Source organism: Dokdonella sp. (genome assembly GCF_019634775.1).
Classification (GTDB): Bacteria; Pseudomonadota; Gammaproteobacteria; order Xanthomonadales; family Rhodanobacteraceae; genus Dokdonella.
The window spans coordinates 1688786-1713140 of sequence record NZ_JAHCAS010000001.1; the positions used below are offsets into that span (position 1 = coordinate 1688786).

At 67.5% G+C, this 24355-nt stretch carries 22 protein-coding genes; 9 read left to right on the forward strand and 13 right to left on the reverse strand.

What is annotated here, in order from left to right; genetic code table 11:
• Nucleotides 1-6: 6 nt before the first annotated feature.
• Both KF907_RS07165 and KF907_RS07170 read right to left on the reverse strand, forming a co-directional pair.
• Nucleotides 7-894 (reverse strand): 5'-3' exonuclease, encoded by an 888-nt coding sequence (locus KF907_RS07165; RefSeq protein WP_291219348.1) that lies wholly within the window; start codon nt 892-894, stop codon nt 7-9.
• A 4-nt stretch (nt 895-898) separates the two neighbouring features.
• Nucleotides 899-1462, reverse strand: coding sequence for a nitroreductase family protein (locus tag KF907_RS07170; RefSeq protein ID WP_291219350.1), 564 nt, complete (start codon nt 1460-1462; stop codon nt 899-901).
• A 178-nt stretch (nt 1463-1640) separates the two neighbouring features.
• Here KF907_RS07170 and KF907_RS07175 point away from each other — a divergent pair, with 178 nt between their 5' ends.
• From KF907_RS07175 to KF907_RS07185, 3 genes are all read left to right on the forward strand, one after another.
• Entirely contained in the window at nt 1641-2777 is a 1137-nt protein-coding gene (locus KF907_RS07175) for a Re/Si-specific NAD(P)(+) transhydrogenase subunit alpha (RefSeq protein WP_291219352.1), read from the forward strand.
• Nucleotides 2774-3064: an NAD(P) transhydrogenase subunit alpha part 2 gene (locus KF907_RS07180; protein ID WP_291219353.1), complete on the forward strand. Its 291-nt coding sequence runs from the start codon at nt 2774-2776 to the stop codon at nt 3062-3064. Before KF907_RS07175 ends, KF907_RS07180 begins: the two co-directional genes overlap by 4 nt.
• Before the next feature lie 124 nt (nt 3065-3188).
• The gene (locus KF907_RS07185) at nt 3189-4598 is read left to right on the forward strand and encodes an NAD(P)(+) transhydrogenase (Re/Si-specific) subunit beta (RefSeq protein WP_291219354.1); all 1410 of its coding nucleotides are present in this window, start codon (nt 3189-3191) and stop codon (nt 4596-4598) included.
• 335 nt (nt 4599-4933) lie between these two features.
• On the opposite strand, the gene KF907_RS07190 is transcribed toward KF907_RS07185, so the two are convergent.
• Entirely contained in the window at nt 4934-5668 is a 735-nt protein-coding gene (locus KF907_RS07190; protein ID WP_291219355.1) for a glycosyltransferase family 2 protein, read from the reverse strand.
• Between the two features lie 13 nt (nt 5669-5681).
• A complete protein-coding gene (locus tag KF907_RS07195) occupies nt 5682-7400 on the reverse strand; it encodes an ArnT family glycosyltransferase (RefSeq protein WP_291219356.1) in 1719 nt (572 codons plus the stop codon).
• Nucleotides 7401-7567: 167 nt separating this feature from the next.
• Between KF907_RS07195 and KF907_RS07200 the strand changes: the two genes are divergently transcribed.
• Nucleotides 7568-8272, forward strand: coding sequence for a response regulator transcription factor (locus KF907_RS07200; protein ID WP_291220269.1), 705 nt, complete (start codon nt 7568-7570; stop codon nt 8270-8272).
• Nucleotides 8256-9536, forward strand: coding sequence for a sensor histidine kinase (locus KF907_RS07205; protein WP_291219357.1), 1281 nt, complete (start codon nt 8256-8258; stop codon nt 9534-9536). The genes KF907_RS07200 and KF907_RS07205 overlap by 17 nt, the downstream gene beginning before the upstream one ends.
• Nucleotides 9537-9630: 94 nt before the next feature.
• Here the strand turns inward: KF907_RS07205 and fabB are convergent, their stop codons facing one another.
• The 4 genes from fabB to KF907_RS07225 all read right to left on the reverse strand — a co-directional run bounded on the left by fabB (nt 9631) and on the right by KF907_RS07225 (nt 12806).
• Nucleotides 9631-10839, reverse strand: a complete 1209-nt coding sequence (fabB, locus tag KF907_RS07210; protein ID WP_291219358.1) for a beta-ketoacyl-ACP synthase I — start codon at nt 10837-10839, stop codon at nt 9631-9633.
• Complete coding sequence (gene fabA / locus KF907_RS07215; RefSeq protein WP_472843857.1) at nt 10839-11372, reverse strand: 3-hydroxyacyl-[acyl-carrier-protein] dehydratase FabA; 534 nt, start codon at nt 11370-11372, stop codon at nt 10839-10841. The genes fabB and fabA overlap by 1 nt, the downstream gene beginning before the upstream one ends.
• A 124-nt stretch (nt 11373-11496) precedes the next feature.
• The gene (locus KF907_RS07220; protein WP_291219360.1) at nt 11497-11955 is read right to left on the reverse strand and encodes a hypothetical protein; all 459 of its coding nucleotides are present in this window, start codon (nt 11953-11955) and stop codon (nt 11497-11499) included.
• A gap of 185 nt (nt 11956-12140) precedes the next feature.
• Nucleotides 12141-12806, reverse strand: a complete 666-nt coding sequence (locus KF907_RS07225; RefSeq protein ID WP_291219362.1) for a pyridoxamine 5'-phosphate oxidase family protein — start codon at nt 12804-12806, stop codon at nt 12141-12143.
• Between the two features lie 206 nt (nt 12807-13012).
• On the opposite strand from KF907_RS07225, the gene pdxR reads away from it, so the two are divergent.
• Together pdxR and sufT are read left to right on the forward strand one after the other, a co-directional pair.
• On the forward strand, nt 13013-14461 hold the full coding sequence (pdxR, locus tag KF907_RS07230) for a MocR-like pyridoxine biosynthesis transcription factor PdxR (RefSeq protein WP_291219363.1): 1449 nt from the start codon (nt 13013-13015) through the stop codon (nt 14459-14461).
• Between the two features lie 80 nt (nt 14462-14541).
• A complete protein-coding gene (gene sufT, locus KF907_RS07235; protein WP_291219364.1) occupies nt 14542-15099 on the forward strand; it encodes a putative Fe-S cluster assembly protein SufT in 558 nt (185 codons plus the stop codon).
• Between the two features lie 16 nt (nt 15100-15115).
• On the opposite strand, the gene KF907_RS07240 is transcribed toward sufT, so the two are convergent.
• Nucleotides 15116-17584, reverse strand: coding sequence for an EAL domain-containing response regulator (locus KF907_RS07240; RefSeq protein WP_291219365.1), 2469 nt, complete (start codon nt 17582-17584; stop codon nt 15116-15118).
• A 160-nt stretch (nt 17585-17744) separates the two neighbouring features.
• Between KF907_RS07240 and KF907_RS07245 the strand changes: the two genes are divergently transcribed.
• The gene (locus tag KF907_RS07245) at nt 17745-18164 is read left to right on the forward strand and encodes a hypothetical protein (protein ID WP_291219366.1); all 420 of its coding nucleotides are present in this window, start codon (nt 17745-17747) and stop codon (nt 18162-18164) included.
• Between the two features lie 737 nt (nt 18165-18901).
• Entirely contained in the window at nt 18902-20833 is a 1932-nt protein-coding gene (locus tag KF907_RS07250; protein ID WP_472843858.1) for a S8 family serine peptidase, read from the forward strand.
• Nucleotides 20834-21021: 188 nt separating this feature from the next.
• Here the strand turns inward: KF907_RS07250 and KF907_RS07260 are convergent, their stop codons facing one another.
• The 4 genes from KF907_RS07260 to wrbA all read right to left on the reverse strand — a co-directional run bounded on the left by KF907_RS07260 (nt 21022) and on the right by wrbA (nt 24321).
• The gene (locus tag KF907_RS07260; protein ID WP_291219367.1) at nt 21022-21507 is read right to left on the reverse strand and encodes an asparaginase domain-containing protein; all 486 of its coding nucleotides are present in this window, start codon (nt 21505-21507) and stop codon (nt 21022-21024) included.
• 27 nt (nt 21508-21534) lie between these two features.
• On the reverse strand, nt 21535-23178 hold the full coding sequence (locus tag KF907_RS07265; RefSeq protein ID WP_291219368.1) for an acyl-CoA dehydrogenase family protein: 1644 nt from the start codon (nt 23176-23178) through the stop codon (nt 21535-21537).
• Between the two features lie 190 nt (nt 23179-23368).
• Complete coding sequence (locus KF907_RS07270; protein ID WP_291219369.1) at nt 23369-23719, reverse strand: DUF2069 domain-containing protein; 351 nt, start codon at nt 23717-23719, stop codon at nt 23369-23371.
• The gene (wrbA, locus tag KF907_RS07275) at nt 23710-24321 is read right to left on the reverse strand and encodes an NAD(P)H:quinone oxidoreductase (RefSeq protein WP_291219371.1); all 612 of its coding nucleotides are present in this window, start codon (nt 24319-24321) and stop codon (nt 23710-23712) included. The genes KF907_RS07270 and wrbA overlap by 10 nt, the downstream gene beginning before the upstream one ends.
• Nucleotides 24322-24355 lie beyond the last annotated feature (34 nt).

The window sequence follows — 24355 nt, forward strand, 5'->3', positions numbered from 1 at the left end:
CGGTGCTCAACCCGCCAGCCCGCGCACCCGCGCCCGCGTCATCGGGCCGATGCGCAGACGGTCGAACAGGGTTTCGACCGCGTCCCAGTCGTGCGCGCGCCGCGCATACGCTTCGACCGAGGCAGGCACTGGCGCATCGACGGCAATGCCGGTCAGTGCACGCGACAGGCGCGCGATGTCGGCGTGTTCGCGCAGGCGCGCCGATGTGGCGGCAGCGCCGCGCAGGCGCAGGAAGGCGACTTCATCGGCACGCGCGAGCAAGGTGTCGAGGGAGCCGAAATGGGCGAGCAGGGTGGCTGCGGTCTTGGCGCCGATGCCGGGTACGCCCGGAATATTGTCGATCGCGTCGCCGGTAAGGGCGAGATAGTCGGCGACCTGTTCGGGCTTCACGCCGAGGCGCTGGCGGACACCGTGCGCGTCCCAGCGCTGGTCGCGGGAAAAATCCCACTGCTCGACCTGGTCGCCGACCAGCTGGCCGAAGTCCTTGTCGGCCGAGACGATAACCACGCGCCGGTCGTGGCGTGCGAGGCAGGCCACGGCACTGCCGATCAGGTCATCGGCCTCGTACTGCCGGTCGGTCAGCACGGTCAGGCCAAGAGCTGCGGCGACTTCGCGGCAGTAGTCGAACTGGCGCACGAGTTCGGCCGGCGGCAGTTCACGGTTGGCCTTGTACGCCGGGTAGATCGCGTTGCGGAACGAACCGGTCAGGGATTCGTCGAAGGCGATTGCCGCATGTCCCGGCCGCACGCGCTCGAGCAGGTCGAGCAGGAAGCGCGTGAAGCCGTGCACGGCATTGACCGGATGCCCGTCGATGTCGGTGAAGTCGGGCGGGATCGAATGCCAGGCACGGAACACGTACAGGCTGGCATCGACGAGATAGACGCGGTCCGGCACGACCTCAGCCTTCCCAGTCGGTCAGCAGGTCGGCCAGTGCGGGTCGCGCGTGTTCGGACGCTGGCTGGCGAATTGTGCCGACATGCACGAAGCCGACGATGCTCTCGTTGCCGGCCAAGCCGAGCAGGGTGGCGACATCGGCATCGTAGGCGGCCCAGCCGGTCAGCCACTGCGCACCGAAGCCGAGCGCCTGCGCGGCGAGCAGCAGGTTGTAGGCAACGCAAGCGGACGAGAGCAGCTGTTCCTGCACAGGCACCTTGTGGCCGGCGCTCACGCGCGCGACGACGGCGACGACCAGCGGCGCGGCGTCGAAGCGTGTCCTGTCCTTGTCGATTGCGGCAGCAGGTGCGTCGGGCTCCTTCGCGGCATGGATGCGCGCCAGTGCCTCGCCGAGGTGCCGTCGTGCGTCACCGCGAATGCGGATCAGGCGATACGGCGTGAGGCGGCCGTGGTCGGGCACACGGATCGCGGCCGAGAGCATGGCTTCGATCTGCGCGTCGTCCGGCGCCGGCTCGCCGAGTTGCCGCGACGGCACCGACAGACGTCGGTTGAGGATGTCGAGAGACATTGCAGCTCCAGGTTGCAGGGCGACTCCGTTTGCGTGTCGCGGATGAATTCATTCCCGCGAATCGGTTCGCTCGGACGCGCCGAAGCGCGCAGTGTAGCGGCTGCGCCGTCGTCGGTACCCTGTGCCTTGTCGCCCAGTTCGGCTAGGATGCACGGGTCATGTCGTCCGGGGAGGGGCCATGCCGGTTGCCGTAGCCGTATTGCGCGAGTCCGCGCCCGGTGAACGTCGCGTCGCGCTGACGCCCGACGTCGCCAAGAAGCTCAAATCCCTCGGCGCCGATATCGTGCTCGAGCAGGGCGCCGCCACCTCGGCCTGCTTCGCCGATGCCGCGTTTGCCAATGCCGAGATCGTCGCCGATGCCGCCAGCGCGCTGGCGCGTGCCGACGTGTTGCTGCGCGTGCAGCCGCCGTCGCTCGACGAAATCGCGAAGCTGAAGGAAGGCGCCGTCGTCGTCGCCCACCTGCAACCGCATCTCGCGCCCGAGCGTGTCAGGGCGCTGCGCGACCGGAAAATCACCGCTTTCGCCATGGAACTGCTCCCGCGCACCACGCGCGCGCAGGCCATGGACGTGCTGTCCTCACAGGCCGCGGTCACCGGCTACAAGGCCGTGCTGATCGCCGCCGAGGCGGCACCGAAGTTCTTCCCGATGCTTACCACTGCCGCCGGCACGATCCGCCCGAGCAAGGTGCTCGTGGTCGGCGCGGGCGTCGCCGGCCTGCAGGCGATCGCCACCGCGCGCCGCCTCGGCGCCCAGGTCGAAGGCTTCGACGTGCGTCCGGAAACGCGTGAGCAGATCGAATCGCTTGGTGCGAAGTTCCTCGATCTTGGCGTGTCGGCCGCCGGCAGCGGCGGCTACGCGCGCGAACTCACGCCCGAGGAGCGCGAGCAGCAACAGCAGGCGCTGGCCGATCATCTCAAGGGTATCGATGTCGTCGTCACCACGGCCGCCGTACCCGGCCGCAAGGCACCGCGCATCATCAGCGCTGCGATGATCGCCGGCATGAAGGCCGGTGCCGTCATCGTAGACATCGCCGCCGAGTCGGGCGGCAACACCGACCTCAGCGAACCCGGCAAGACCGTGCTCACCGCCAACGGCGTCAGCGTGATCGGTACGGTCAACCTGCCGGCGACCACGCCGATCCATGCCAGCGAGATGTACGCGCGCAACCTCTACAACTTCCTCGAGCTCTCGCTCAAGGACGGTGCGCTGAGCCTCGACTGGGAAGACGAACTGATCGCCAAGACCTGCCTCACCCACGCTGGCGAGATCAGGCACGAGCCGACGAAGCAACTGGTCGAAGGGGGCGCGTCATGACCGATGGTTTCCTGTATCTGTACATCTTTCTTCTCGCCGCCTTCACCGGCAAGGAGATCATCGGCCGCGTGCCGGTGATCCTGCACACGCCGCTGATGTCCGGTTCGAACTTCGTGCACGGCATCGTCCTGGTCGGCGCGATGATCGCGCTGGCACATGCGGAGTCGACCTTGGCCAAGGCCATCGGCTTCATCGGCGTCGCGCTTGGTGCCGGCAATGCCGCGGGTGGCTACGTGGTGACCGAACGCATGCTCGAGATGTTCAAGTCGAGCAAGGACAACAAATAGGCCGGGTGGCCGACGTGCCTGGCGCCATGATGCCGGCGCCCGTTCACCGACCGCCCTCCGCCACTGGCGGCTCATGCCTGACAGCGTCGGCCTGATCCGCTGAAACCATCCGGGGAATGCACGCATGGATTTCGAACAACTGCTGGTCTGGGTCGCCAAGGCGAGTTTCTTCCTCGCCGCCGTGTTGTTCATTCTCGGCATCAAACGCATGTCCTCGCCGGTCACGGCGCGCAAGGGCATCGTGCAGGCCGGCATCGGCATGGTCATCGCCACGCTGGCGACGTTCGCGATCACCGGCACGCACAACCTCGGCCTGATCATCGCCGCGATCGTGGTCGGCGTGGTCCCGACCTGGATCTGGGGCAAGAAGGTCGCGATGACCGACATGCCGCAGATGGTCGCCCTGTTCAACGGCATGGGCGGCGGCTCGGCGGCGGCGATCGGCGCCGGCGAACTGCTCAAGTTCTCCGCGCCTGGCGTTACCGGCATTCCGCTGGTCACGGTCGGACTCGCCGTGCTCGGCGCGCTGATCGGCTCGGTGTCGATGACCGGCTCGATCATTGCCTGGGCCAAGCTCGACGGGCGCATGGACAAGCGCTTCACCTTCGCCGGCCAGCAGGTGTTCAACTTCCTGGTGTTCGCCGCTGCGGTCGCAACCGGCATCGCCCTGATCGCCTGGCGCATCGAGCCGTGGCTGGTCGTCACCTTCTTCGCCCTGGCCCTGCTGTTCGGCATCCTGATGACCCTGCCGATCGGCGGTGCCGACATGCCGGTGGTGATCTCGCTCTACAACGCCTTCACCGGCCTCGCCGTTGCCTTCGAAGGCTATGTGATGGGCATCGAGGCACTGATCGTCGCCGGCATGGTCGTCGGCGCGGCGGGCACCTTCCTGACCCAGCTCATGGCCAAGGCGATGAACCGGCCGATCAGCGGCGTGCTGTTCTCGAATTTCGGCGGCGGTGGCGAAGCCAGCGCGATCGCCGGTTCGCAGAAGCCGATCGAGGCGGCCGATGCGGCCTCGCTGCTGTACATGGCCGAGAAGGTCATCGTCGTGCCGGGTTACGGCATGGCCGTGGCGCAGGCGCAGCACAAGATCTGGGAGCTCTGCCAGCAGCTCATCAAGGCCGGCAAGGAAGTCCAGTTCGCGATCCATCCGGTCGCCGGCCGCATGCCCGGCCACATGAACGTGCTGCTCGCCGAAGCCGGCGTGCCTTACGACCTGATCGCCGACATGGACGACATCAACCCCGAGTTCAAGACCTGCGACGTCGCCATCGTCATCGGAGCCAACGACGTCGTGAATCCCGCCGCGAGAACAGACAAGGCCTCGCCGATCTACGGCATGCCGATCCTCGACGTGGTCAATTCACGCCAGGTCATCGTCATCAAGCGCGGCAAGGGTACCGGCTTCGCCGGCATCGAGAATGCCCTGTTCTACGCCGACAACACGCGCATGCTCTACGCCGACGGCAAGGAAGCGGCGAACATGCTCGGCGCCGAGCTGAAGGCCATCGAGGGCGGTGGCGGACATTGAGTCCGTGCGAAACATCGTGTTTCGCCACATGTCGGATCGTGGTTCGGGCGCGAGCCTTGCGTTCCCGTGAAGTCCAGATGCGGCCATCCATGGCCGCACTCGGGGAATGAAGCATCGGTTTCATTGGGGCGTTTGCGCGCCGCTCTCGTAGACGCCCCCGTCATTGGAGTCAAAAGGTTGGGGCTGTCCTGTGCGGGCGCAGCTCGGCGCAGCGCCGGCTCGACAGACGGCCAGTCTGCCTTCGCCGTCGCGCCTTGATCTGCGCCCGCACAGGACGGTGACGCCGTTGTGGGATTGATAAGAACATCCCTGCAGGATTTCCTCGTCGATGTCGCTCACTCCTGCCTGCGCGCGCCGATCTCGTCGGCGACGGCGACATGGCTGCGCGCGATCAGCCAGGAAACGCCGAGCAGGTCGCGCATGCCGACCAGTGCACGGCCGAAATTGGTGTACTTGGAGCGGCCCGCGTTGCGCGCGCGATGCGCCACGGGCACGCTGACCGTTCGCCAGCCGGCACGCTGCATCAATGCCGGCAGGTAGCGGTGCATGTGGTCGAAGTAGGGCAGGTCGAGGAAGGCGGCGCGTTCGAACAGCTTGATGCCGCAGCCGGTGTCCGGCGTGTCGTCGCGCAACAGCCGGCGGCGGATGCCGTTGGCAAGGCGTGAGGCCAGGCGCTTGCTGGTCGAGTCCCGCCGGTCGACGCGCCAGCCGGCGAACAGCTTGACGTTGTTTTTCGTCTCGGAACGCTGGTCGAGCAGGCGCAGGATGTCGGCCGGGTCATTCTGCCCGTCGCCATCGAGCGTGGCGATCCACGGCGACAACGCATGCCTGACGCCGGTACGTATCGCCGCGCTCTGGCCGCAACGCTGGCGATGGGCGAGCGCGCGCAGCTCGGGCACTTCGGCCTTGAGCGCGGCGAGCACCTCGCGAGTGTCGTCGTCGGAGCAGTCGTCGACGCAGACGATGTCGAACGCCACGTGACCGCGCAGGTGCAAGACGACTTCGCGCACCAGCGGCGCGATGTTGTCGCGCTCGTTGTAAACGGGGATGACGACGGATAGCGGGGTCATGGGGTGTTTGCCTTCAGTCGCCGTCGCTGTCCGCCGTCCAGTCGGCCGGCATCGCGCAACCGGCGATCCACGCGTTGCCCGGGACGAGCACCCATGCGCGTCGGTTGGACACACCGATGTCGACGATCCGCGACGTGTCGATGCACGGTGCGACGGCGTCCTTGCGCAGGAACAGCCAGCGCCGATCGGGTGCCGCCTGCAGCCAGTCGCGCGCGAGCGGCCATTGTTCGGCCCAGGGACGCTTGAAGCCGAAGTCCAGGGCGTGGCGGTCGGCTTGCAGCAGGTGCTGTTCGCGCCAGCCGAGCAGGGCGAGTTCGGCATCCGGCCCGATGCGCTGGCCGACACGTTGCATCACCGCCTGCGCGGAACTGTCCGGGCTCAGCGCCGGCATCAGGCCGATGCCCCAGGTGATCCAGAGCATGGCGCTGACCACGATCAACGCAGTGGTTGGGCGTCGACGTGTCGTCAGCGCCGAGAACGCCATCGCGGCGCACGCCGCAACGCCGAATCCGAGCAGCCACGCACCGAGCGTGGCCGCGGTGGCAAGGTCCATGCCGCGGCTCTCGACGAACGGCTGCAGGCGCCCGGCTGGTGCCTGCAGCAGCCATCCGCCCAGTGCACTGGCAGCCAGCGCTAGGACGCCGAGGTACAGCCACAGCGTCGCGCGCACGCCGCGCCGCCGCAGCAGGCCGGGCAACAGCGGCGCGGCAGCGACGCACAACGCCGGCAGCATCGGGAAGATGTAGACCTCGCGCTTGCCCGGCGTGGCGCTGAAGAACAGCAGCACCAGCAACGCCCACACCAGCAGCAGGGCATGGCGTGGATCGACGCGGCGCAGGCGGTGCCACCATGCGGGCAGCAGCCACGGCAGCAGCAGGATGCCGGGCAACCAAAGGGTCAGCATCGACTGCAGGTAGTACCAGGCCGGCTGCACGTGATGCCAGGCGTTGACATAGCGCGTGCCGGTCTGGCGCAGCAGCATCTCGCGCGCGTAGGCGTGCAGGGCGGGGTCGTTCGATGTGAGCACGGCCGCCAGCATCGGCACCAGCCACACGCCGGTGCCGAGCAGGAATCCGCCGATACCGGCCAGCGCATGCACGCCACGATGCGCGGGCAGCTCACGCGATGCTTTCCTGCGTACCCACAGCCACGGCAGGAACACCAGCAGCGGCAGGAAGCCGACGCCCTTGGTGACGGTGCCGAGCCCGGCCGCGAATGTACCCAGCGCCAGCAACCACGGATTCGGTTTTTCCAGCAGGTAACGCAGCAGGGCCCACAGCGAAAGCGTGGTCAGGCCGACCAGCACCATGTCGATCTGCGCGCGCTTGGCCTGCAGGGCGAATTGCAGGCAGACGAACAGGCCGAACACCGCGAAAGGGACGGCCCTGCTGCCCCACAATCGGCGCGCCAGGTCGCCGGCCAGCCACAGCGTGCCGAGCGCGGCCAGCAGCGAGGGCAGCAGGAAGGCGATGCGCCAGTTGCCGACCAGCACCTGGCTGGCCGCCTGCATCCACATGAAGACCGGCGGTTTCTCGGCATAGAACTCGCTGCCGCGACGAGGGAACAGCCAGTCCCCGCTGTCGACCATCGCCTGCGCCGCCAGCACGAAACGCGGTTCGTCCGCCGGCATCGGCTCGCGCAGGCCGATGCCGGCCGCCAGCGCCACGACGACCAGTGCCAGCAGCGCCGGCGTGTGCCAGGCCGGGGAAGAGCGTGGATACAGGGAAGGCATCGAACGGTGGTATTCGTGGCTGGGTGGTATGCGGGTAGATCATGGCGCGCACGACGTGGGAGAACTGTCGGAATCTCCCTCGGGATTGATCAGGGCATCCCCTACGCAATTCCGACGCCGGTCCTGCCATGCTGCGCGCCGTCCGTTTCATTCCGTGGAGCCTGCCGATGCGGCTTTTGGTCATCGAAGACAACCGCAGCCTGGTCGTCAACCTGTTCGAATACTTCGAGGCGCGTGGTCATGCGCTGGACGTCGCGCCGGACGGCGTCACCGGCCTTCACCTGGCCGTCACCCAGCCCTGCGATGCCATCGTGCTGGACTGGATGCTGCCGCGCATGGACGGTCCGGAAGTGCTGCGCCGCCTGCGCGAGGAGCACGGCTCGTCGGTGCCGGTGATCATGCTGACCGCACGCGACGAATTGCCCGACAAGATCGCCGGCTTCCGTGCCGGCGCCGACGACTACCTCACCAAGCCCTTCGCCCTGCCCGAACTGGAAGTGCGACTCGAAGCACTGATGGCGCGCGCGCACGGCCGCTACCGCAAGAAGGTCCTCGAAGTGCACGACCTGCGCTTCGACCTCGCCACGCTCGAGGTCACGCGCGCCGGCAAGCCTCTGCACCTGTATCCGGCGTGCCGCAAGCTGCTCGAAACCCTGATGCAGGCCAGCCCTGCCACCGTCACCCGCCAGCAGCTCGAACGCGCGGTATGGGGCGACGATCCGCCGGATGGCGACATGCTGCGCTCCCACGTCTACGACCTGCGCCGCAGCGTGGACGGCCCGTTCACGCTGAAGCTGATCCAGACCGTGCCGCGCGTGGGCTACCGCCTTGCCGTCGCCCACCAGGAAAGTCCCGATGAAGAAGCGCCGTAGCCTGCATGCGCAGATCATGTTCTGGCTGCGCGGTTACGCGGTGCTTTTGGGCGCCGTGATCGCGCTGTTCCTCGCCGACGAGTTCCTCGAGGACAAGGTATGGGAATCCATGCTCTCGCACGAGCTCGCGCAGTTCCTCGACCGCAGGGCCGCGGACCCCGGCCACGTCTGGCAGGACACCGATTCGTTGCGCCTGTACGGTGTGCCGGATCGCCCATTGCCATCAAGTCTGTTGGACCTGCCGCAGGGCGTGTACGACGATTTCTGGCTAGACGGCCGCGAGAACGTGGTGCTGGTGCAGCAGGTGGGTGGCGTGAACTACGCCCTCGCCCGCGATATCACCACGGTGGAGGTGATCGAGGACGTCGTGACGCTCGTCGTGCTCGGCCTCTCGTTGCTCCTGGTCGTGGCCGGCGGCGCGATGGTGGCCTGGGGCCTGCGCCGCTCGCTGCGTCCGCTGTCCAAGCTGGCCGACGACATCGCCCTGCTGTCGCCGGATCGTTCCGGCCAGCACATCCGCCTCGACGAGCAGGCCAGTTCCGAGCTGCACGTCATCGCCAATGCATTGAACGACTACCTGCATCGGCAGGAAGCCTTCGTCGAACGCGAGCGCGTGTTCAACAGCACCGCCAGCCATGAGCTGCGCACGCCGATCGCGGTGATTGCCGGCGCGCTCGAGCTGGCGCTGGAGAAACCCGGCCTGCCGCCTGGCGCAAACGAGCCGATGCAGCGCGCGCTGCACGCGGCGCGCAACGTCGAACGCCTGATTGCGCTGCTGCTGACCCTGGCCAAGGACCCGGCGAAGCTGGCGCGCAACAACGACACCGTGCTGCTGCATGAGCTGCTGCCGGACATCATCGACGACCACCGCCACCTGATGCGTGACAAGGTGCTGGAGATCGTCGTGGAGGAACTGGCACCGTGCACGGTCGAAGCGCCGCTGCATATCGTGCAGGTCGCCATCGGCAACCTGTTGCGCAACGCCATCGAGAACAGCGATCGCGGCACGATCCACGTGAGCCTCGATGCCGATGCGACGGTGTCGATCCAGGATCCCGGGCATGGCATGGCGCCGGAGGAAATCAGCCGCATCTACGCCCGCATCGCGCGCGGCGGTGGACGCGAAGGCGGTGGCATCGGCCTCGATCTGCTGGCCAGGTTGTGCGAGCACCTCGGCTGGACACTGGCCATTTCCTCCACGCCCGGCGAGGGCACGCTGAGCCGGTTGCGCCTGTCCGTCTTGCCCGTGGCGAGCCTGCGATGACGATGCAGGCGCACGGCGCCCCGCTGCGCAGGGTGCTGCTGGTCGCGATTGGGTTCGGCTTCCTCGGCGCGCGCGTACCCGGGGTTCGGGGCGACTACACCTTCGTGAACACCAGGCTCGCGTTGGTGCCGCCGAAACCGAAACTGTTGGACATGACCGTGCGCAGTGGCGCCTCGCGGCTGTGGCGCACGATCGGGAATCCTTCGGCGCGCGGATCAAGGCTGTCGATGTTGGCAGAGCCGGCCATGAAGCCCGCATCAAGCATCAGCAGGCTGTAGATCGCTTCGTGCACGCTGGCGGCGCCGAGCGAGTGGCCGGTGAGGGCCTTGGTCGAGGACAGCGGAGGCGCTTCGGCGCCGAACACCTCGCGTATGGCGTCGAGTTCGACGAGGTCGCCGAGCGGCGTCGCCGTGCCGTGGGTGTTGAGATAGTCGACCGGGCCAGTCAGGTCCTTGAGGGCCATGCGCATGCAGCGCACCGCTCCTTCGCCGCTCGGGGCGACCATGTCGGCACCGTCGGACGTGACACCGTATCCGACCAGTTCGGCGTGGATGCGCGCGCCGCGCGCGCGGGCGTGGTCGTAGTCTTCCAGTACCAGCATGCCGCCGCCACCGGCGATGACGAAGCCGTCACGTCCGCTGTCGTAGGGGCGCGAGGCGGCTTGGGGCGTGGCGTTCCAGGCGGTCGACAGGGCGCCCATGGCATCGAACTGTGCGGTCATGCCCCAGTGCAGTTCCTCGCCACCGCCGGCAAACATGATGTCCTGTGCTCCGTGCCGGATCAGGTCGGCGGCGGCGCCGATGCAATGCGCCGAGGTCGCGCAGGCAGCGGCGATCGAATAGCTGAGGCCGAGGATGCCGAAGGCAGTGGCCAGTGTTGCCGACACGGTCGAACACATCGTGCGCGGCACCATGTAAGGACCGACCCGGCGCACGCCCTTTTCGCGCAGCAGGTCGCCGGTTTCGATCTGCCATTCAGCCGAACCTCCGCCGGAGCCGGCGATCACGCCGGTACGCGGATGGCGGATCTGTTCGAGCGCGAGTCCCGCATCGGCGATTGCATCGCGCAGCGACACCCAGGCATAGGCGGCCGCGTCGCCCATGAAGCGCTTGAGCTTGCGGTCGATCGTGGCGGCGAGGTCGATGCTCGGTTGGCCGGCGATCTGGCTGCGCAGGCCGCGTTCGGCATAATCAGGCATCGCGCGGATGCCGCTGATGCCGTCGCGCAGGGATTTCGCCACATCGGCCGTGGCATTGCCGAGGCAGGACACCAGCCCCATGCCGGTCACGACCACACGACGCATCAGAAACCCTCCGTGCTCTGGAACAGGCCAACCCGCAAGTCCTTCGCCGTGTAGATGAGGCGATCGTCGACGAAGGTGCGGCCATCGGCAACCACCATCTTCAGGCGACTGCGAATGACCCGGCTGATGTCGATCACGTAGCGCACGCGCTTCGCGTCGGGCAGTACCTGTCCGGTGAATTTGACCTCGCCGACGCCGAGCGCGCGTCCACGGCCGGGCTCGCCGAGCCAGGGCAGGAAGAACCCGGTGAGCTGCCACATGGCATCGAGGCCGAGGCAGCCCGGCATCACCGGATCGCCGGCGAAGTGGCAGTCGAAGAACCACAGATCAGGGTGGATGTCGAGTTCGGCCTCGAGCATGCCCTTGCCGTGCGCGCCGCTGCATTCGTCGATGTGGGTGATGCGGTCGAACATCAGCATCGGCGGCAGCGGCAGGCGCGCGTTGCCGGCTCCGAACATCTCGCCACGGGCGCAGGACAGGATCTGCTCGCGGTCGAGCGAGGAAGGTCGGGGCATGGGTTCGTATTCCGGCACGGAGGATCGAAGCTGCGCGGCGACGCTAGTCGTTTCGATCATGCGAAGCAAATCCGCCGTGTGCGGCCAGACGACGCAGTGTGCCGGATCTTCAGCGTGGTTGCCGACATTCGCTGGCGCATGGTCACTGGCTTCCTCGTTGTCGAGCGGGTGACCGCCAGATCATCCAGGCGGCGAGCATGCACGAGAGCACCAGCATGCCGGCATGCCATGGCGTGAAGTCTGCGCGGGCGATCGCCGCCGCCATCTCGGGACCGATCGCGAGCAGGGTCGAGCGCAGTGGCAGGCCGAGGTAGGCCGCAACCTTCGCCGCGGCCAGCAGGTAGGCGGAATAGGCAAAGGCGAGCACGGTGCCGCCGATGGCCAGCACGATGCCGGTGCGCGAGCGCGCGAAGCCGTGGTTGCGCAGCACGACCGCGACGAGGGCGGCGATCGGTAGCAGCATGGCGTCGAAGTCGATGCGCGTGTACAGCGCGAGCAGGCACCACACCGCGCCGCCGGCGAGCGCGCACATCAGTGCGGTGGCGACGCCGACGATGCGCGTCGCCAGCGAAGCCTTGCGGTGTGGAACGGAGGAGGACATCGACGGAAACCGCAGGCACGAGGACCGCCGATCATAGCGGCTGCCTCGCGGTCGGCGGAACTGTCCGTGATGCGTCGATCGTGACTGCAACCGTTCCCGTCACAGCGGTGACGGACGCTGCCCGGGATCGACGTTGGCGATCCAACGGAATGTCGCCCGTGCTTCGCGCCTTGTACGGGATCGCCTCACTCATGCATCACGTGGGCGCGACATCCCGATCGGAGCAGCGAGGCGGGCACGTCGATGCCTGGTGTCGCATCGGCGGCAGCGATCGGTGCGCCGAGTCGCGATTCGATCGGCACGATGCCGGACCAGATCGGCGCTCCGGCATCGGCCGGATCGTCCTTGGGGCCGCCCGAGCGGATTTTTGCGCTGGCGGCCTCGATGTCGAAGCGCAGCAGGGCGGTGGCGGCGAGTTCGTTGTGGTCGGCCTCGCGCGATTCGGCGGCCCGGCCCGGCACGATGATGTCGACGAAACGCGCGAGCGCCATGGCCTTGTCGCGGTCGTCGGTGACTGGCTGCGCACGACCGAAGGCGACCACCGAACGGTAGTTGACCGAGTGGTGAAAATGCGAGCGGGCGAGCACGAGTGCGTCGATCACGGTGACGGCGACGCAGGCTTCCACGCCATCACCGAGTCGGCGCATGAGCCGGCTCGCGATCGACCCGTGCAGCAGCAGCGAGCGGCCTTCACGCGCATGGAGCATCGGGATCACGAAGGGTTGGCCGCCGTCGCCACTGAAGGCGACGTGGGCGAGCCAGCTCGCGTCGAGCACAGCATGCACGATGGCTTCGTCGTAGTGCGCGCGTTGCCTGGCGCGCTGGATTTCGTGGCGGGGTTTGTTGCGCATCGGTTTTTTCCTGGGCATTCATTCGTGGGAGCCCTGTTGGAGCCCCTTCAGGGGCGATGCTCTGCCGACGGATCGATCGACGAGATCGCCCTGAAGTGGCTCCTACGGTGTATTTGCTTCGTCGTTGCACGGCTTGACAGCGTCATGTTCGGGCCGATGATTGGCTCCCTGAAGGTCCGCAATAGTCGGTATCGACGGAGCCAATCGTGTACATCGAACTGGACGGCCAAGGGCCGCGCTATGCGCAACTGATCCGCGCATTGAAGGCGATGATTCTCGATGGGCGCCTGCCTGCCGGTGCACGCCTGCCGGCAAGTCGCACGCTGGCGCGCGAGATCGATGTCTCGCGCAACACGGTGCTCGCCGCCTACGAACAGCTGCAGGCTGAAGGATTTCTGCTCGGTCGGGTCGGTTCGGGCAGCTATGTGGCCGAGATCGGCAGCCGCGCGGTGTCCACGCGCAAGGCGCCGTTCGCCGCGCTGGCTGCGCCGCTGTCACCATTCGCGCGGCGTGCCGTGGCCATCACCGACGGCTCGCGCATCCCGGGTCGTCAGCACGCCGGCCTGCGTTACAACCTGCAGTACGGCGTGCCGCTGACGAACCCGGCGCTGGCCAGCGCCTGGCGGCGCGAGCTCAATCGTGCCGCCGAACGTGCCGAGTTCGACTATCCCGATGCACAGGGTTTGCCGCTCCTGCGCGAACGCATTTGCGATTACCTCGCACGCCGGCGTGGTGTCGAGGCTGCGCCCGAAGACGTGCTGGTCGTGTCCGGAACACAGCAGGCCTTCGCCCTCGCCGCGCGCGTGTTGCTCGACGACGGAGCCACGGTGGCACTCGAGGACCCACACTACCGCGGGGCGCGCCAGATCTTCGCCGCGCACGGTGCCCTTGTGCGGGGTGTGCGGGTGGATGCAGAAGGCCTGGTGCCGGCCGCCTTGCCGGCGCGTGCGCGCCTCGCCGTGGTCACGCCTTCGCATCAGTTTCCGACCGGTGCGCTGCTGCCGCTGGCACGACGTGTCGAACTGCTCGCCTGGGCCAGTAGGAGCCAGGCCTGGTTGATCGAGGACGATTACGACGGCGAATTCCGTTTCGGCGGGCGCCCACTGGCGGCGTTGAAATCACTCGATCGGGACGGTCGTGTCCTCTACATCGGCAGTTTCTCCAAGACGCTCTTCCCGGCCCTGCGTCTCGGCTACATGGTGCTGCCGCCGGCCCTGCGCGAGGCGTTCCGCGCGGCCAAGTGGCTCGAGGACCGTGGCAGCAACACGCTCGAGCAGGCCGCGCTCGCGCAGTTCATGGCCGGTGGCGGCTTCGAGCGCCATCTGCGTCGTGCCGCGCAGACCCTGCGCGTGCGTCGCGCGGCGATGCTGGCCGGCCTGAAGAAGCATGCAGGCGCGGCCTTCGACATCGTCGATTCGAACGCCGGCATGCACGTTGCCGCGTGGTTGCGCTCGCGCAGCCACGCCGACTGCGAGCGTCTGGCAGCGCATGCGCGTGAACGTGGCCTCGGCCTGTATACGGTCGCGCCATATGCGCTGCGGGCGTCGCTCCGCCCGGGTCTGCTGCTTGGCTATGCGGCGCTGCCGCCGGCTGATATCGAGGCGGCGATGCGCCTGCTCGGGCGTTGCCTGCGCGAGACCGGGATCGTTGCCTGAATGGCCGAATCCCGATATCGCGATGCGCGGCGGCGAGCCTGTCATAATCGCAGACCGCGCGCTGCGCCGACCCGTCGAACATGAGCACCTACCACTCCACTTCCGAGCCCGTGCGCTTCGAGCGCGACTGTCCCGCGGTCATGGTGCCGCAGGGCGAGGTCGTGACCCTGCCGGCCGGCCAGGCCGGCTACATCACGCAGGCACTCGGCGGCAGCTTCACCGTGTTCGTCGAGGGCAACCTGTTCCGCATCGCCGGCACGGACGCCGACGCGATCGGCAAGGACGTGCCGGCACCGCTCGAACTTGCCGAGGGTGCCGGCGACGAGGAGGTCGAGAAGCTCGTCTGGCAGCAGTTGCGCACCTGTTTCGATCCCGAGATTCCGATCGACATCGTCGAGCTCGGTCTGGTCTACGACTGCGATCTGGAGACGCTCGACGATGGTCGGCGCAAGGTCAACGTGCGCATGACCCTGACCGCACCCGGTTGCGGCATGGGAGAAGTGTTGATCGACGATGTGCGCACCAAGATCGAGATGATCCCCACTGTCGCCGAAGCCGACGTCGACCTGGTGTTCGACCCGCCGTGGAACCACACCATGATGTCGGATGCGGCGAAGCTGGAGACGGGGATGTTCTGAAAGTCCCGCCGCTTCGTCACCACAATGGCCTGCCGAAATCGAATTCCGGCTGGGTGAGGGGTGGGGAGAAGGCAGGGCCGGCTGCGTAGTCGATGCCGAGGCGCAGGAGCAGATGGGCGCGGTTGACGTGGTCGACTTCACTGGCGACGACGGCGGCGCCGGCGGCGTGGGCCTTGCGCACGAGGGCGACCACGGTATCGGATGTCGAGCGCGTGGCACCGAGTTCCTGCACCAGGGCCGGATCGAGGCGCACGACATCGACCGGCAGCATTTTCAGGGCGTGCACGGCAGCCCAGTCACGGCCGAAATCATTGAGGCAGATGCGCAGGCCCAGTGTGCGCAGATGGGCCATGCGTTCGCGCGCGGCGCTGCCGGCGTCGATCAGGGGCGAACAGGGCAGGCACAGGGTCAGGCCGGTGCCCGACAGGTGGCGTTCCTTCAGTTCGCGTTCGAGCCACCAGGCGAGGTCCGTCGCCATCAACGACTCCACCGACTGCGGCACGAAGATGCGCAACTGGCGTCCGCGCTTGAGTTGCTGTTCGCGCATCGTCAGCGTGTGCTGCAGGAGCAGGCGATCGACCTGGGCGAGCTGGCGGGTTTCTGCTGCGACCGGGACGAGGTCCTCGTAGGCGACCGTGGCGTCAGGGTTCTGCGTGCTGCGCACGCGGAAGCGCAGGTCGAACTGGCCGACCAGCTTGCCGGTCAGTGGCACGATCGGCTGGAAATCGAACATCGCCTGCTCCGGCTTGAGCGGGCGCTCAACGACTGCGCGTACCGCCAGCAGCGGATCGGTCGGCAGCAGGGCGGCTTCGCGGGCCTCGTACCAGAGCACGCGATTGCCACCCATGTGTTCGGCGGCGAGTTGTGCCGCTTCGGCGTGGCCGACGATCGCGTCGATGCCGGCCTGTTCGCCGCCGAGCAAGGTCAGACCGATGCTCGCGGTCAGTGCGTGTTCGCTGCCGAAGGTCCAAGCGTGGCGTGCAAAGGCGGCGCGGATATCCTCCGCAGCCATCGTCACCTCGCTGCGCGAGTGGCGATGCATGAGCACGAAATAGCGGAAATCCTGGTAGTGCGCGGCAACGTCGGTCACGTCCAGCTGTGAACGCAGGACCTGGCCTACATGTGCGTCGAGGGCGGCCAAGCCAATCAGGCCGATGCGCTCGCGCAGTGCCTGTGCGTGGTCGATGGTGATGCACATCAGCGCCGCCGAGCGATCGCCCGCGGCGGCTGCGAGTTTCTCGATCAGCACGCTGCGCGTGTGCAGGCCGGTGCGCGGATCGCTGGTTCCGGCGACGCCGATCAGCTCGCGCAGGCCACGCACGCGCGACAGCCGCGAGCTGACCGCGTGGCAGAGATGACGTGCACGCACGGGTTTGAGCAGTACGTCGTCACAGCCGGCGGCGACCGCGTCGAAGCGTTCCCCGATTTCGCCGTTGGCCGACATGAGCACGATCGGCAGCGCCGCCTGTTCCGGTTGTGCACGCACGAGCTGGATCAGTTCCAGGCCGCGCACGTCGGACAATTCCTGGTCGACGATGAGCACGTCCGGGCGAAAATCGGTGAGCGCGGACAGTGCCGCCTGCCCGTTCGCCGCCAGGCGCACGGTCATGCCGCGCTCGGCGAGCCAGCGTGCGCGTTCGGCCGCGGCGGCGCGGTCGGTCTCGGCGAGCAGCACGCGCCACGGCGTCTGCGTCGTGTGCATGAGCACTTCGTCGACGCGGGCAAGCACGCGCAGGCCATCGACCGGCGCGCTGAACAGGCCTGCCGCACCGGCACGCATCGCCAGCAAGCGGTCGCCGAGGTCGTTGCCGGGCGAGAACACGAACAGCGCCGGCGTGTGGTCCGCGTCGGGCAGCGACTCGGTGATGCGTGCACGAATGCGGCCGATGTGGCGCAGCATGCGTGCATCGAGCAGCAACGCGCCGGGTACGGCTACGGCGAGGAAGCCGAGCAGGGCTTCTATGTCGTCGAAGGTGTTGACCTGGTAGCCGCGCTCGCGCAGCGCCTCGGCCAGGCCGGGTGCGGCGCGCACGGTGTCGCCGAACAGGCAGGTCGCGCGCGGCAGGCGCAGCACGCTCGCGGTCGCACCCTCCGGCGCGGCCGGTGGGAGGGTCGGCAAGGCATGCACCGCAGCGACCGGGGCGCCGGACAACTCGCCCAGGGTGGCACCGAGCACATTGACCATGGCGGCGAGCCGCTCCAGCGCGGCCCCGTTCGGTTCGAGTGCGTCGTCGATGAACGAGCACAGATAGGCGGCGAGTTCGAGCGCCGAGCCATTGATGTTGATCAGGCCGAGGCGTTCGCTGGTTTCGGCGATCTGGTCGAGTTCCTCGCCGAGCTGGCGCGCGGCGTGATGGTCCCAGCCCGAGCGGGCCAGGGGCTGCCAGCGGCGGACGAGGTTCAGGCAGCGCTCGCGCAGGGATTCCCGTGCCGAGTCGTCCGCGATGCTCGAACTGGTCTTGCCGTGGGTCATGGGGTCGATCATCGTCCTCAGCGCATCCTGCGACCCAGCCGGTGCCGCAAGCGCGCAGCGTGGCGGAAGGACGGCGCAGGCATCGTGCTCTGCCGCACAGTTTGCGGGTATTGGCGGCGATGCAGCCTGCTTGCGGAATCGCTACGATGCGGAATCCGCGGAGGACACTTCCATGCGCAGGCGCCTGCATCTCGTTGCCGTGATCCTGTTCCTGATCGTCTTCTTTCTTGACCTGGCGATCTGGGGCGCCGTGCCGAATCTGCCCGACGTTGGTGCCGGTATCGCCCGTTCGGCGCGCGCCGAAACCGTGCTGGCAACCACCTATATCACGCTCGGCGGCATGCTCGATGGCGCGATTCCGGCGCTCGGCGAATTCGGTGCCGGCTTCTTCACGCGCGCGATCGGCGAGGCCTTTCCCAGGATCGCCGAGTACCCGAACCTGGCGATGGACGTCATTCTCTCGTCGCGCCTCAATGGCACGCATGCCTGGCTGAAGACGCTGTACTGGGCCACCCCAGTGCTGTTGCTGCTCAGCATCGTGCTGTGGGTACGCAAGCCGAAGACGATCAGCCTGGTCGGCGGCCGGCGCTGATGAGCCCGGGCCGGGCGTGCCAGTGCGGCGGAATGCCGAACTATGTGACGCAGTTCTCATTCCGGTAAGCTCCGGATCACTAGGTTGCATGACTTTCCACACACCCTGAGACAGCGAGGATGCAAAAGGGTCGGCCGGGCGGGGCACCCGGCAGGCCAGCCGCGGAAGAACAAGAAATGAATGTCGCAAGCCTGACGCGGGCGAAGATCCGCGCATGCGGCACGGGAGTGGAGGGGAGCCCGTTGAGTGGGGAGTGGTCGCGCGACGCGGCCATCGACAGACAAACCGATATTCATCCCTTGGAGGTTTCTGTGAAGCTGGATTCGAAGACTGCTTTGCGTCGTACCTCGCTTTGCGCAGCCATGCTCGCCATGCTCGGCTGCGGCACCCTCGCACATGCCGCCGCCGTCACCGAGGCGGATATCCAGGCCTACGCGAGTCGTGCAAATTTCACCGCCGACCTCGATCGGCAGGACATCACGCACTACATCGTCACCTATGCCGACAGCGCAGCGGAGCACCAGCTGGCTGCACTCGACGCCGATCTTGCGCGTGTCGCGCGTGAAACCGGTTTCGCAGTGAAGTACACGCGCACGCTCGCCACCGGTGCGCAGCTCGTTGAAGTCGTGCGCAGCCGCGTGAAACAGGCTGCACTCGGTCCCGCCGATGCGGCCAAGGCCGTCATGGTTGCGTTCGCGAAGAATCCTGCCGTCGCCTATGTCGAGCCGGATCGCCGCATGACCGTTGCGTTGACGCCGAACGACACGAACTACGCCAGCCAGTGGGATCTGTTCGAGGCCACCGGTGGCCAGAACCAGACCTCGGCCTGGGATCTGTCGACCGGTGCCGGCATCCGGGTTGCCGTCATCGACACCGGCATCGTCCCGCACAGCGACCTCTCCGGGCAGACGGTCGGCGGCTATGACTTCATCAGCAGTTCCGCCACTGCACGCGATGGCAATGGCCGCGACTCGAATCCGAACGACGAAGGCGACTGGTTCAACTCGACCGAATGCGGCACCGGCTATGCCTCGAACTCGAGCTGGCACGGTACCCACGTGGCCGGCACCGTCGCTGCGTTGACCAACAACGCCAAGGGCGTGGCTGGCGTTGCCTACGGCGCCAAGGTCGTGCCGGTGCGCGTGCTCGGCCGTTGTGGCGGTTCGACCTCGGATATCGTCGATGCGATCGTGTGGTCGTCCGGCGGTACCGTCAGCGGCGCCCCGGCCAATGCGTATCCCGCCCGCGTCATCAACATGAGCCTCGGTGGCAGCGGGTCCTGTGGTTCGTTCCAGGCGGCGATCAACACGGCGCGCAACAACGGCACCGTGGTGGTGGTCGCCGCCGGCAACTCGAATGCCAACGTCAGTGGTTTCTCGCCGGCGAACTGCTCCGGCGTCATCTCGGTTGCAGCGACCAACCGCGCAGGTGCACGTTCGTACTATTCGAACTACGGCACCGGAATCACGGTGTCTGCGCCGGGTGGCGAAACCACGGTCAACTCGAATGGCATCCTGTCGACGCTCAACACCGGCACGACGACCCAGGGCAGCGAGAGCTACGCCTTCTATCAGGGCACGTCGATGGCGGCTCCGCACGTCGCCGGCCTGGCCGCGCAGATACTTGCCCTGAACTCGAGCCTGACCCCCGACCAGGTGCGCAACTTCATCACCTCGAACGCGCGAGCCCTGCCGGGTGCCTGTTCGGGTGGGTGTGGTGCCGGCATCATCAACGCCTACGCCACACTGCAGGCTGTCGGAGGAGGTTCGAACGCGGCTCCCGTGGCCAACTTCAGCTTCACCACCAGTGGCCTCACCGCGACCTTCACCGACAGTTCGACCGACAGCGATGGCAGCATCGTCTCGCGCTCGTGGAACTTCGGTGACGGCTCGACTTCGACCGCGACCAATCCGAGCCGGACCTACGCCGCAGCAGGCACCTACTCGGTGTCGCTGACCGTGACCGACAATGGCGGAGCCACCAACACCAAGACCTCGTCGGTCACGGTGTCGGGTGGTGGTGGCGGCGGCAACGTGCTGGCGAACAACGTGCCGGTCACGGGGTTGGGTGCAACGACCGGCAACTGGGTCCACTACACCATGGTCGTTCCGGCCGGTGCCACCAACCTCAAGTTCACCACCAGCGGCGGCAGCGGTGACGGCGACCTGTACGTGCGCTTTGGCGCACAGCCGACCACGTCGGCCTACAACTGCCGTCCGTACCTCAGTGGCAACAACGAGACTTGCAACATCACCACGGCCCAGGCCGGCACCTACTACGTGTCGATCCGTGCCTACTCGACGTTCGCGGGAGTGACCCTGACCGGCAGCTACACGACGGGTGGCGGTGGCGGTGGCAACGTGCTCACGAACGGGGTGCCGGTGACTGGCCTCGGCGCGACCTCGGGCAACTGGGTGCACTACACCATGGTCGTTCCGGCCGGCGCCACCAACCTCAAGTTCACCACCAGCGGCGGCAGTGGCGACGGTGATCTCTATGTGCGCTTCGGCGCACAGCCGACCACGTCGGCCTACAACTGCCGCCCGTACCTCAGTGGCAACAACGAGACGTGCAACATCACCACGGCCCAGGCCGGCACGTACCACGTGTCGATCCGCGCCTACTCGACGTTCTCGGGTGTGACCCTGACCGGCAGCTACACACCGTAGCGCACCGCGTCATCGCGCACTCGGAGTGCGTGCCTTCAAGGCGACCGGCTTCTGGCCGGTCGCCTTTTTCATGTCCGGGGAAACGATCGAATGGATTTCCCTGCAGGAGCCCGTTCACGGGCGATGCTTCTCTGCGGCAACCGTGTCGAAAAGCATCGCCCGTGAACGGGCTCCTGCAAAAGGCCGCCTCAAACCGCCTCGAAGCGGTTCGCCTCACGGTTCTTGCGGACCGCAAGCGGGTTCCAGATGCGTCCGTTCATCGCAATGTAGACGCCGTCGGCGAGGGTCTGCACGGCGCCGACTGCACAGCCGATGTTGAACACCGCGTCCGAGCCCTGGAAGCGGGCCGGATTGAGGGCTCCGGTCAGCACGATGACCTTGCCTTCGATCGCCTGCAGCACGCGCGCGGTCTCGACCATCGTGTCGGTGCCGTGGGTGACGAGTACATGGCGGTGCGGCTGTGCGGCGATCAGGCGGCGCAACAGGTCACGATCGGCATCGTCGAGATGCAGGCTGTCCTTGCGCATGGCCGGCAGCACGTCGAAGCTGAACCCGACGCCGAGCGCCTCGAGGATCTTGCCGATCTGCGGCTCGCCGATCTCATAGGCCGACTTGTCGTCGAAGTAGGTCTTGTCGATCGTGCCGCCCGTGGTGACGATGGACAGGTGCTGCATGGGATGGCCTCGGCTGTAGTAGGCGGGTCAGGATTCTGCGGATTCGAGTACGGCGAGCGTGTCGGCGTCGGCCGTCGGCCTCGTTGGCAGGCGCGAAAGGCCCTGGCCGATGAAGCGGGAAAGGGCCAGCGCGGGGCGTCGGTCGCCATCGATACCTATGCGCACCGCATGGTGCGCCAGCGTCGCCGCGGCCAGCGTGCGCGCCAAGCTCAGCGCAAAGCCGCGCGTTTCGGCGGTGCGACCCGGTACCTCGCTGCGGGTGCACAGCCAGGCATCGAGCGTGTCGAGCATCGCGAGGATCACGCCTGCCGATCCGGCATCGGCATCGGCAACGAGTGCCTGCACGTGGCGGCGCACTGGCCCGAATCCGCTGCCGGCCAGTGCGCGCAGTGCATCGAGCGCGAGCACGTTGGTGGTGCCTTCCCAGATCGGATAGACCTGCGCATCGCGCAGCAGCAGCGGCATTCCAGTGTTCTCGATGTAGCCGGCGCCGCCGAAGGCCTCACAGCATTCCGAGGCGATGCGCACGGCGAGCTTGCCGGTCCACAGTTTGACCAGCGGGGTCAGGACGCGCAGCAGGGTGCGCTCTTCGCCCCCGGCGACACCGTGCTCGACGCGGCCGAGCCGGTGCGCAACCTCGAAGACGAGGTGAAAGGCTGCTTCGAACGGCGCCTGCAGATCGGCCAGTGTTGCCATGTGCAGCGGGTGTTCGGTAAGGCGCCGGCCGAATGCTTCGCGGTCTCGGGCGAAGGCGAGCGCACGCTCGATGCAGCGGCGCATGGTGGCGAGCGCACAGACCGAGTTCCACAGGCGCGTGACGTTGAGCATCGGGGCGATGTGGCGCACGCCGTGAGCGGGTTCACCGACCGCTTCGGCGAGCGTGCCGTCGAGATGGATTTCCGCGGTCGGCAACTCGCGCGTGCCGAGCTTGTGCTTGAGGCGATCGACGCGAATGCCGTTCCAGCGACCGTCGCCGTCGCGGGTCTCGACGAGGAACAGGCCGAGCGCAGCACTGCCCGCAGGTCCTGCATCGACCGGGCGCGCGAGCGCAAGCGCCATTTCGCCGATCACCGCCGAGGTGAACCACTTGTGGCCGTAGAGACGCCAACGACCGTCGGAGCCGCGTTCGGCGCGCGTGGCCGTGCGCGAAACATCCGAACCGCCGGCCGTCTCGGTCATCCACTGGCCCGACAGCCACAGTGCATTGGAATCGCGCGAAATCAGGAGCGGCACCACGCGTTCGATCAGGGCGCGATCACCCGCTGCCTTCAGGGCCGTCGCCGCACCATCGGTCATCGCCAGCGGACAGGTGAAGAATTCGCTGGCGACGTGATGCAGGTACACGCGCATGAACTGGTCGCAGCGTGCGAACTCGCCATGGGTGGATTCGTGGCCGGCGGCGACCAGGCCGTAGCGCGCCGCGTGTTCGCGTCCACGCTGCCAGATCGGAGTCGAGTCGATGCGATCGACGCGTTCGCCCCAGGCATCCCACTGCATGAGCTGCGGTTCGGCGACAGCGCGCACGCGCGCTTCGGTCCATGCTGCCGCGGCATGTGCCCCGAGCGCATCGAGATCGGGCGTGATCGCCTCGCGCATTGCGTGCGGCAGGTTCGCGGCCATCCAGCCGCGCAATACACGGTCGTCACGGAAACCGTTGGCGGGAGCGGACACGGACTGCACGAAATCCATGCCGGCGATTATAGACCGCGTCACATGCCGGCCCGTGGGCAGGGGTCTTCCCGTGAGCAAGCCAGCCGTTGCGCATTGCACGCATGCCGAGCCAAGTTGCGGCCTGGCATCGTCATGCGCACGGACTTGATTGCGGCGGCGGCCGCGTGTGCACGCGCGTGCACCGGGAGCCCTACGCGGATGCGGCCGGCTTGCGTCGTCCCGCGCGCGCGATCGCGCCGAGGGTGAAGATCAAGCCCACGCACAGGGCCACCTCGACCAGCGCCGGCACGCGTGCGACCGGGTTCGTCCATGCGACGACGATGCCATGGCTGAAGTAGCCCAGTGCGATGATGCCGGTCCACAGCAGCATGCGCCGCGCGCCGCGGCGGGCGGCGAGCAGGGGCAGCAGCAGGGGCGGCAGGGTCAGGGCCAGCGCAAGCCAGCCGAGGCCGTTGGCCGGTGGTGCTGCCCACAGGTACCAGAGCGGTTGCAGGACGACGAGCCCCGTCCAGGCGCCGAATCCGATCGTTGTCAGGCGCACGGCGGCTCCGCGAGGCGCGCGGCGATGGTCGCCACGCGCTTGCCGAGTGCGCGCGCAAGCGTGCGTTCGTCGTCGCTGAGCGGATTGCCGCCACTGGCGCCGCCGACGTGGCTCGCCCCGTAGGGCGAACCACCGCTCAGCGTGCTGGTCAGTACCGGCTCGGTGTACGGCAGGCCGACCAGCAGCATGCCGTGATGGAGCAGGGGCAGCATCATCGAAAGCAAGGTGCTTTCCTGGCCACCGTGCATCGTGTTGGTTGCCGTGAACACGCCGGCCGGCTTGCCGGCGAGCACGCCGGATGCCCACTCGGCGCCGGTCGAATCGATAAAGTGTTTGAGCGGCGCAGCCATGTTGCCGAAGCGCGTCGGACTGCCGAGCAACAAGCCGCAGCATTCCCGCAGGTCGGCGGCCTCGACGTAGGGCGCCCCCGCGTCCGGCACCGGCGGTTGTGCAGTCGCGGTGACCGCGGCGACCGGCGGCACGCTGCGCAGGCGCGCACGCATGCCGTCGACTTCCTCGACGCCGCGTGCGGCCAGGCGTGCGAGCTGGGCGACCTTGCCGGTGCGGCTGTAGTAGAGGACAAGTACCTCGCGTGGCGTCATGCGGGGTTTCCTGGTGCGGGCGCCGGCCATGGCT

What these genes read in the sequence shown, in the direction of transcription:
- KF907_RS07205 (WP_291219357.1), top strand. Translation starts at nt 8,256, where the DNA reads ATGAAGAAGCGCCGTAGCCTGCATGCGCAGATCATGTTCTGGCTGCGC.
- wrbA (WP_291219371.1), bottom strand. Translation starts at nt 24,321, where the DNA reads ATGACGCCACGCGAGGTACTTGTCCTCTACTACAGCCGCACCGGCAAG.
- KF907_RS07170 (WP_291219350.1), bottom strand. Translation starts at nt 1,462, where the DNA reads ATGTCTCTCGACATCCTCAACCGACGTCTGTCGGTGCCGTCGCGGCAA.
- KF907_RS07250 (WP_472843858.1), top strand. Translation starts at nt 18,902, where the DNA reads ATGACCGTTGCGTTGACGCCGAACGACACGAACTACGCCAGCCAGTGG.
- KF907_RS07260 (WP_291219367.1), bottom strand. Translation starts at nt 21,507, where the DNA reads ATGCAGCACCTGTCCATCGTCACCACGGGCGGCACGATCGACAAGACC.
- fabB (WP_291219358.1), bottom strand. Translation starts at nt 10,839, where the DNA reads ATGCGTCGTGTGGTCGTGACCGGCATGGGGCTGGTGTCCTGCCTCGGC.
- KF907_RS07190 (WP_291219355.1), bottom strand. Translation starts at nt 5,668, where the DNA reads ATGACCCCGCTATCCGTCGTCATCCCCGTTTACAACGAGCGCGACAAC.
- KF907_RS07200 (WP_291220269.1), top strand. Translation starts at nt 7,568, where the DNA reads ATGCGGCTTTTGGTCATCGAAGACAACCGCAGCCTGGTCGTCAACCTG.
- sufT (WP_291219364.1), top strand. Translation starts at nt 14,542, where the DNA reads ATGAGCACCTACCACTCCACTTCCGAGCCCGTGCGCTTCGAGCGCGAC.
- KF907_RS07225 (WP_291219362.1), bottom strand. Translation starts at nt 12,806, where the DNA reads ATGCGCAACAAACCCCGCCACGAAATCCAGCGCGCCAGGCAACGCGCG.
- KF907_RS07175 (WP_291219352.1), top strand. Translation starts at nt 1,641, where the DNA reads ATGCCGGTTGCCGTAGCCGTATTGCGCGAGTCCGCGCCCGGTGAACGT.
- KF907_RS07245 (WP_291219366.1), top strand. Translation starts at nt 17,745, where the DNA reads ATGCGCAGGCGCCTGCATCTCGTTGCCGTGATCCTGTTCCTGATCGTC.
- KF907_RS07195 (WP_291219356.1), bottom strand. Translation starts at nt 7,400, where the DNA reads ATGCCTTCCCTGTATCCACGCTCTTCCCCGGCCTGGCACACGCCGGCG.
- KF907_RS07180 (WP_291219353.1), top strand. Translation starts at nt 2,774, where the DNA reads ATGACCGATGGTTTCCTGTATCTGTACATCTTTCTTCTCGCCGCCTTC.
- KF907_RS07185 (WP_291219354.1), top strand. Translation starts at nt 3,189, where the DNA reads ATGGATTTCGAACAACTGCTGGTCTGGGTCGCCAAGGCGAGTTTCTTC.
- KF907_RS07240 (WP_291219365.1), bottom strand. Translation starts at nt 17,584, where the DNA reads ATGATCGACCCCATGACCCACGGCAAGACCAGTTCGAGCATCGCGGAC.
- KF907_RS07220 (WP_291219360.1), bottom strand. Translation starts at nt 11,955, where the DNA reads ATGTCCTCCTCCGTTCCACACCGCAAGGCTTCGCTGGCGACGCGCATC.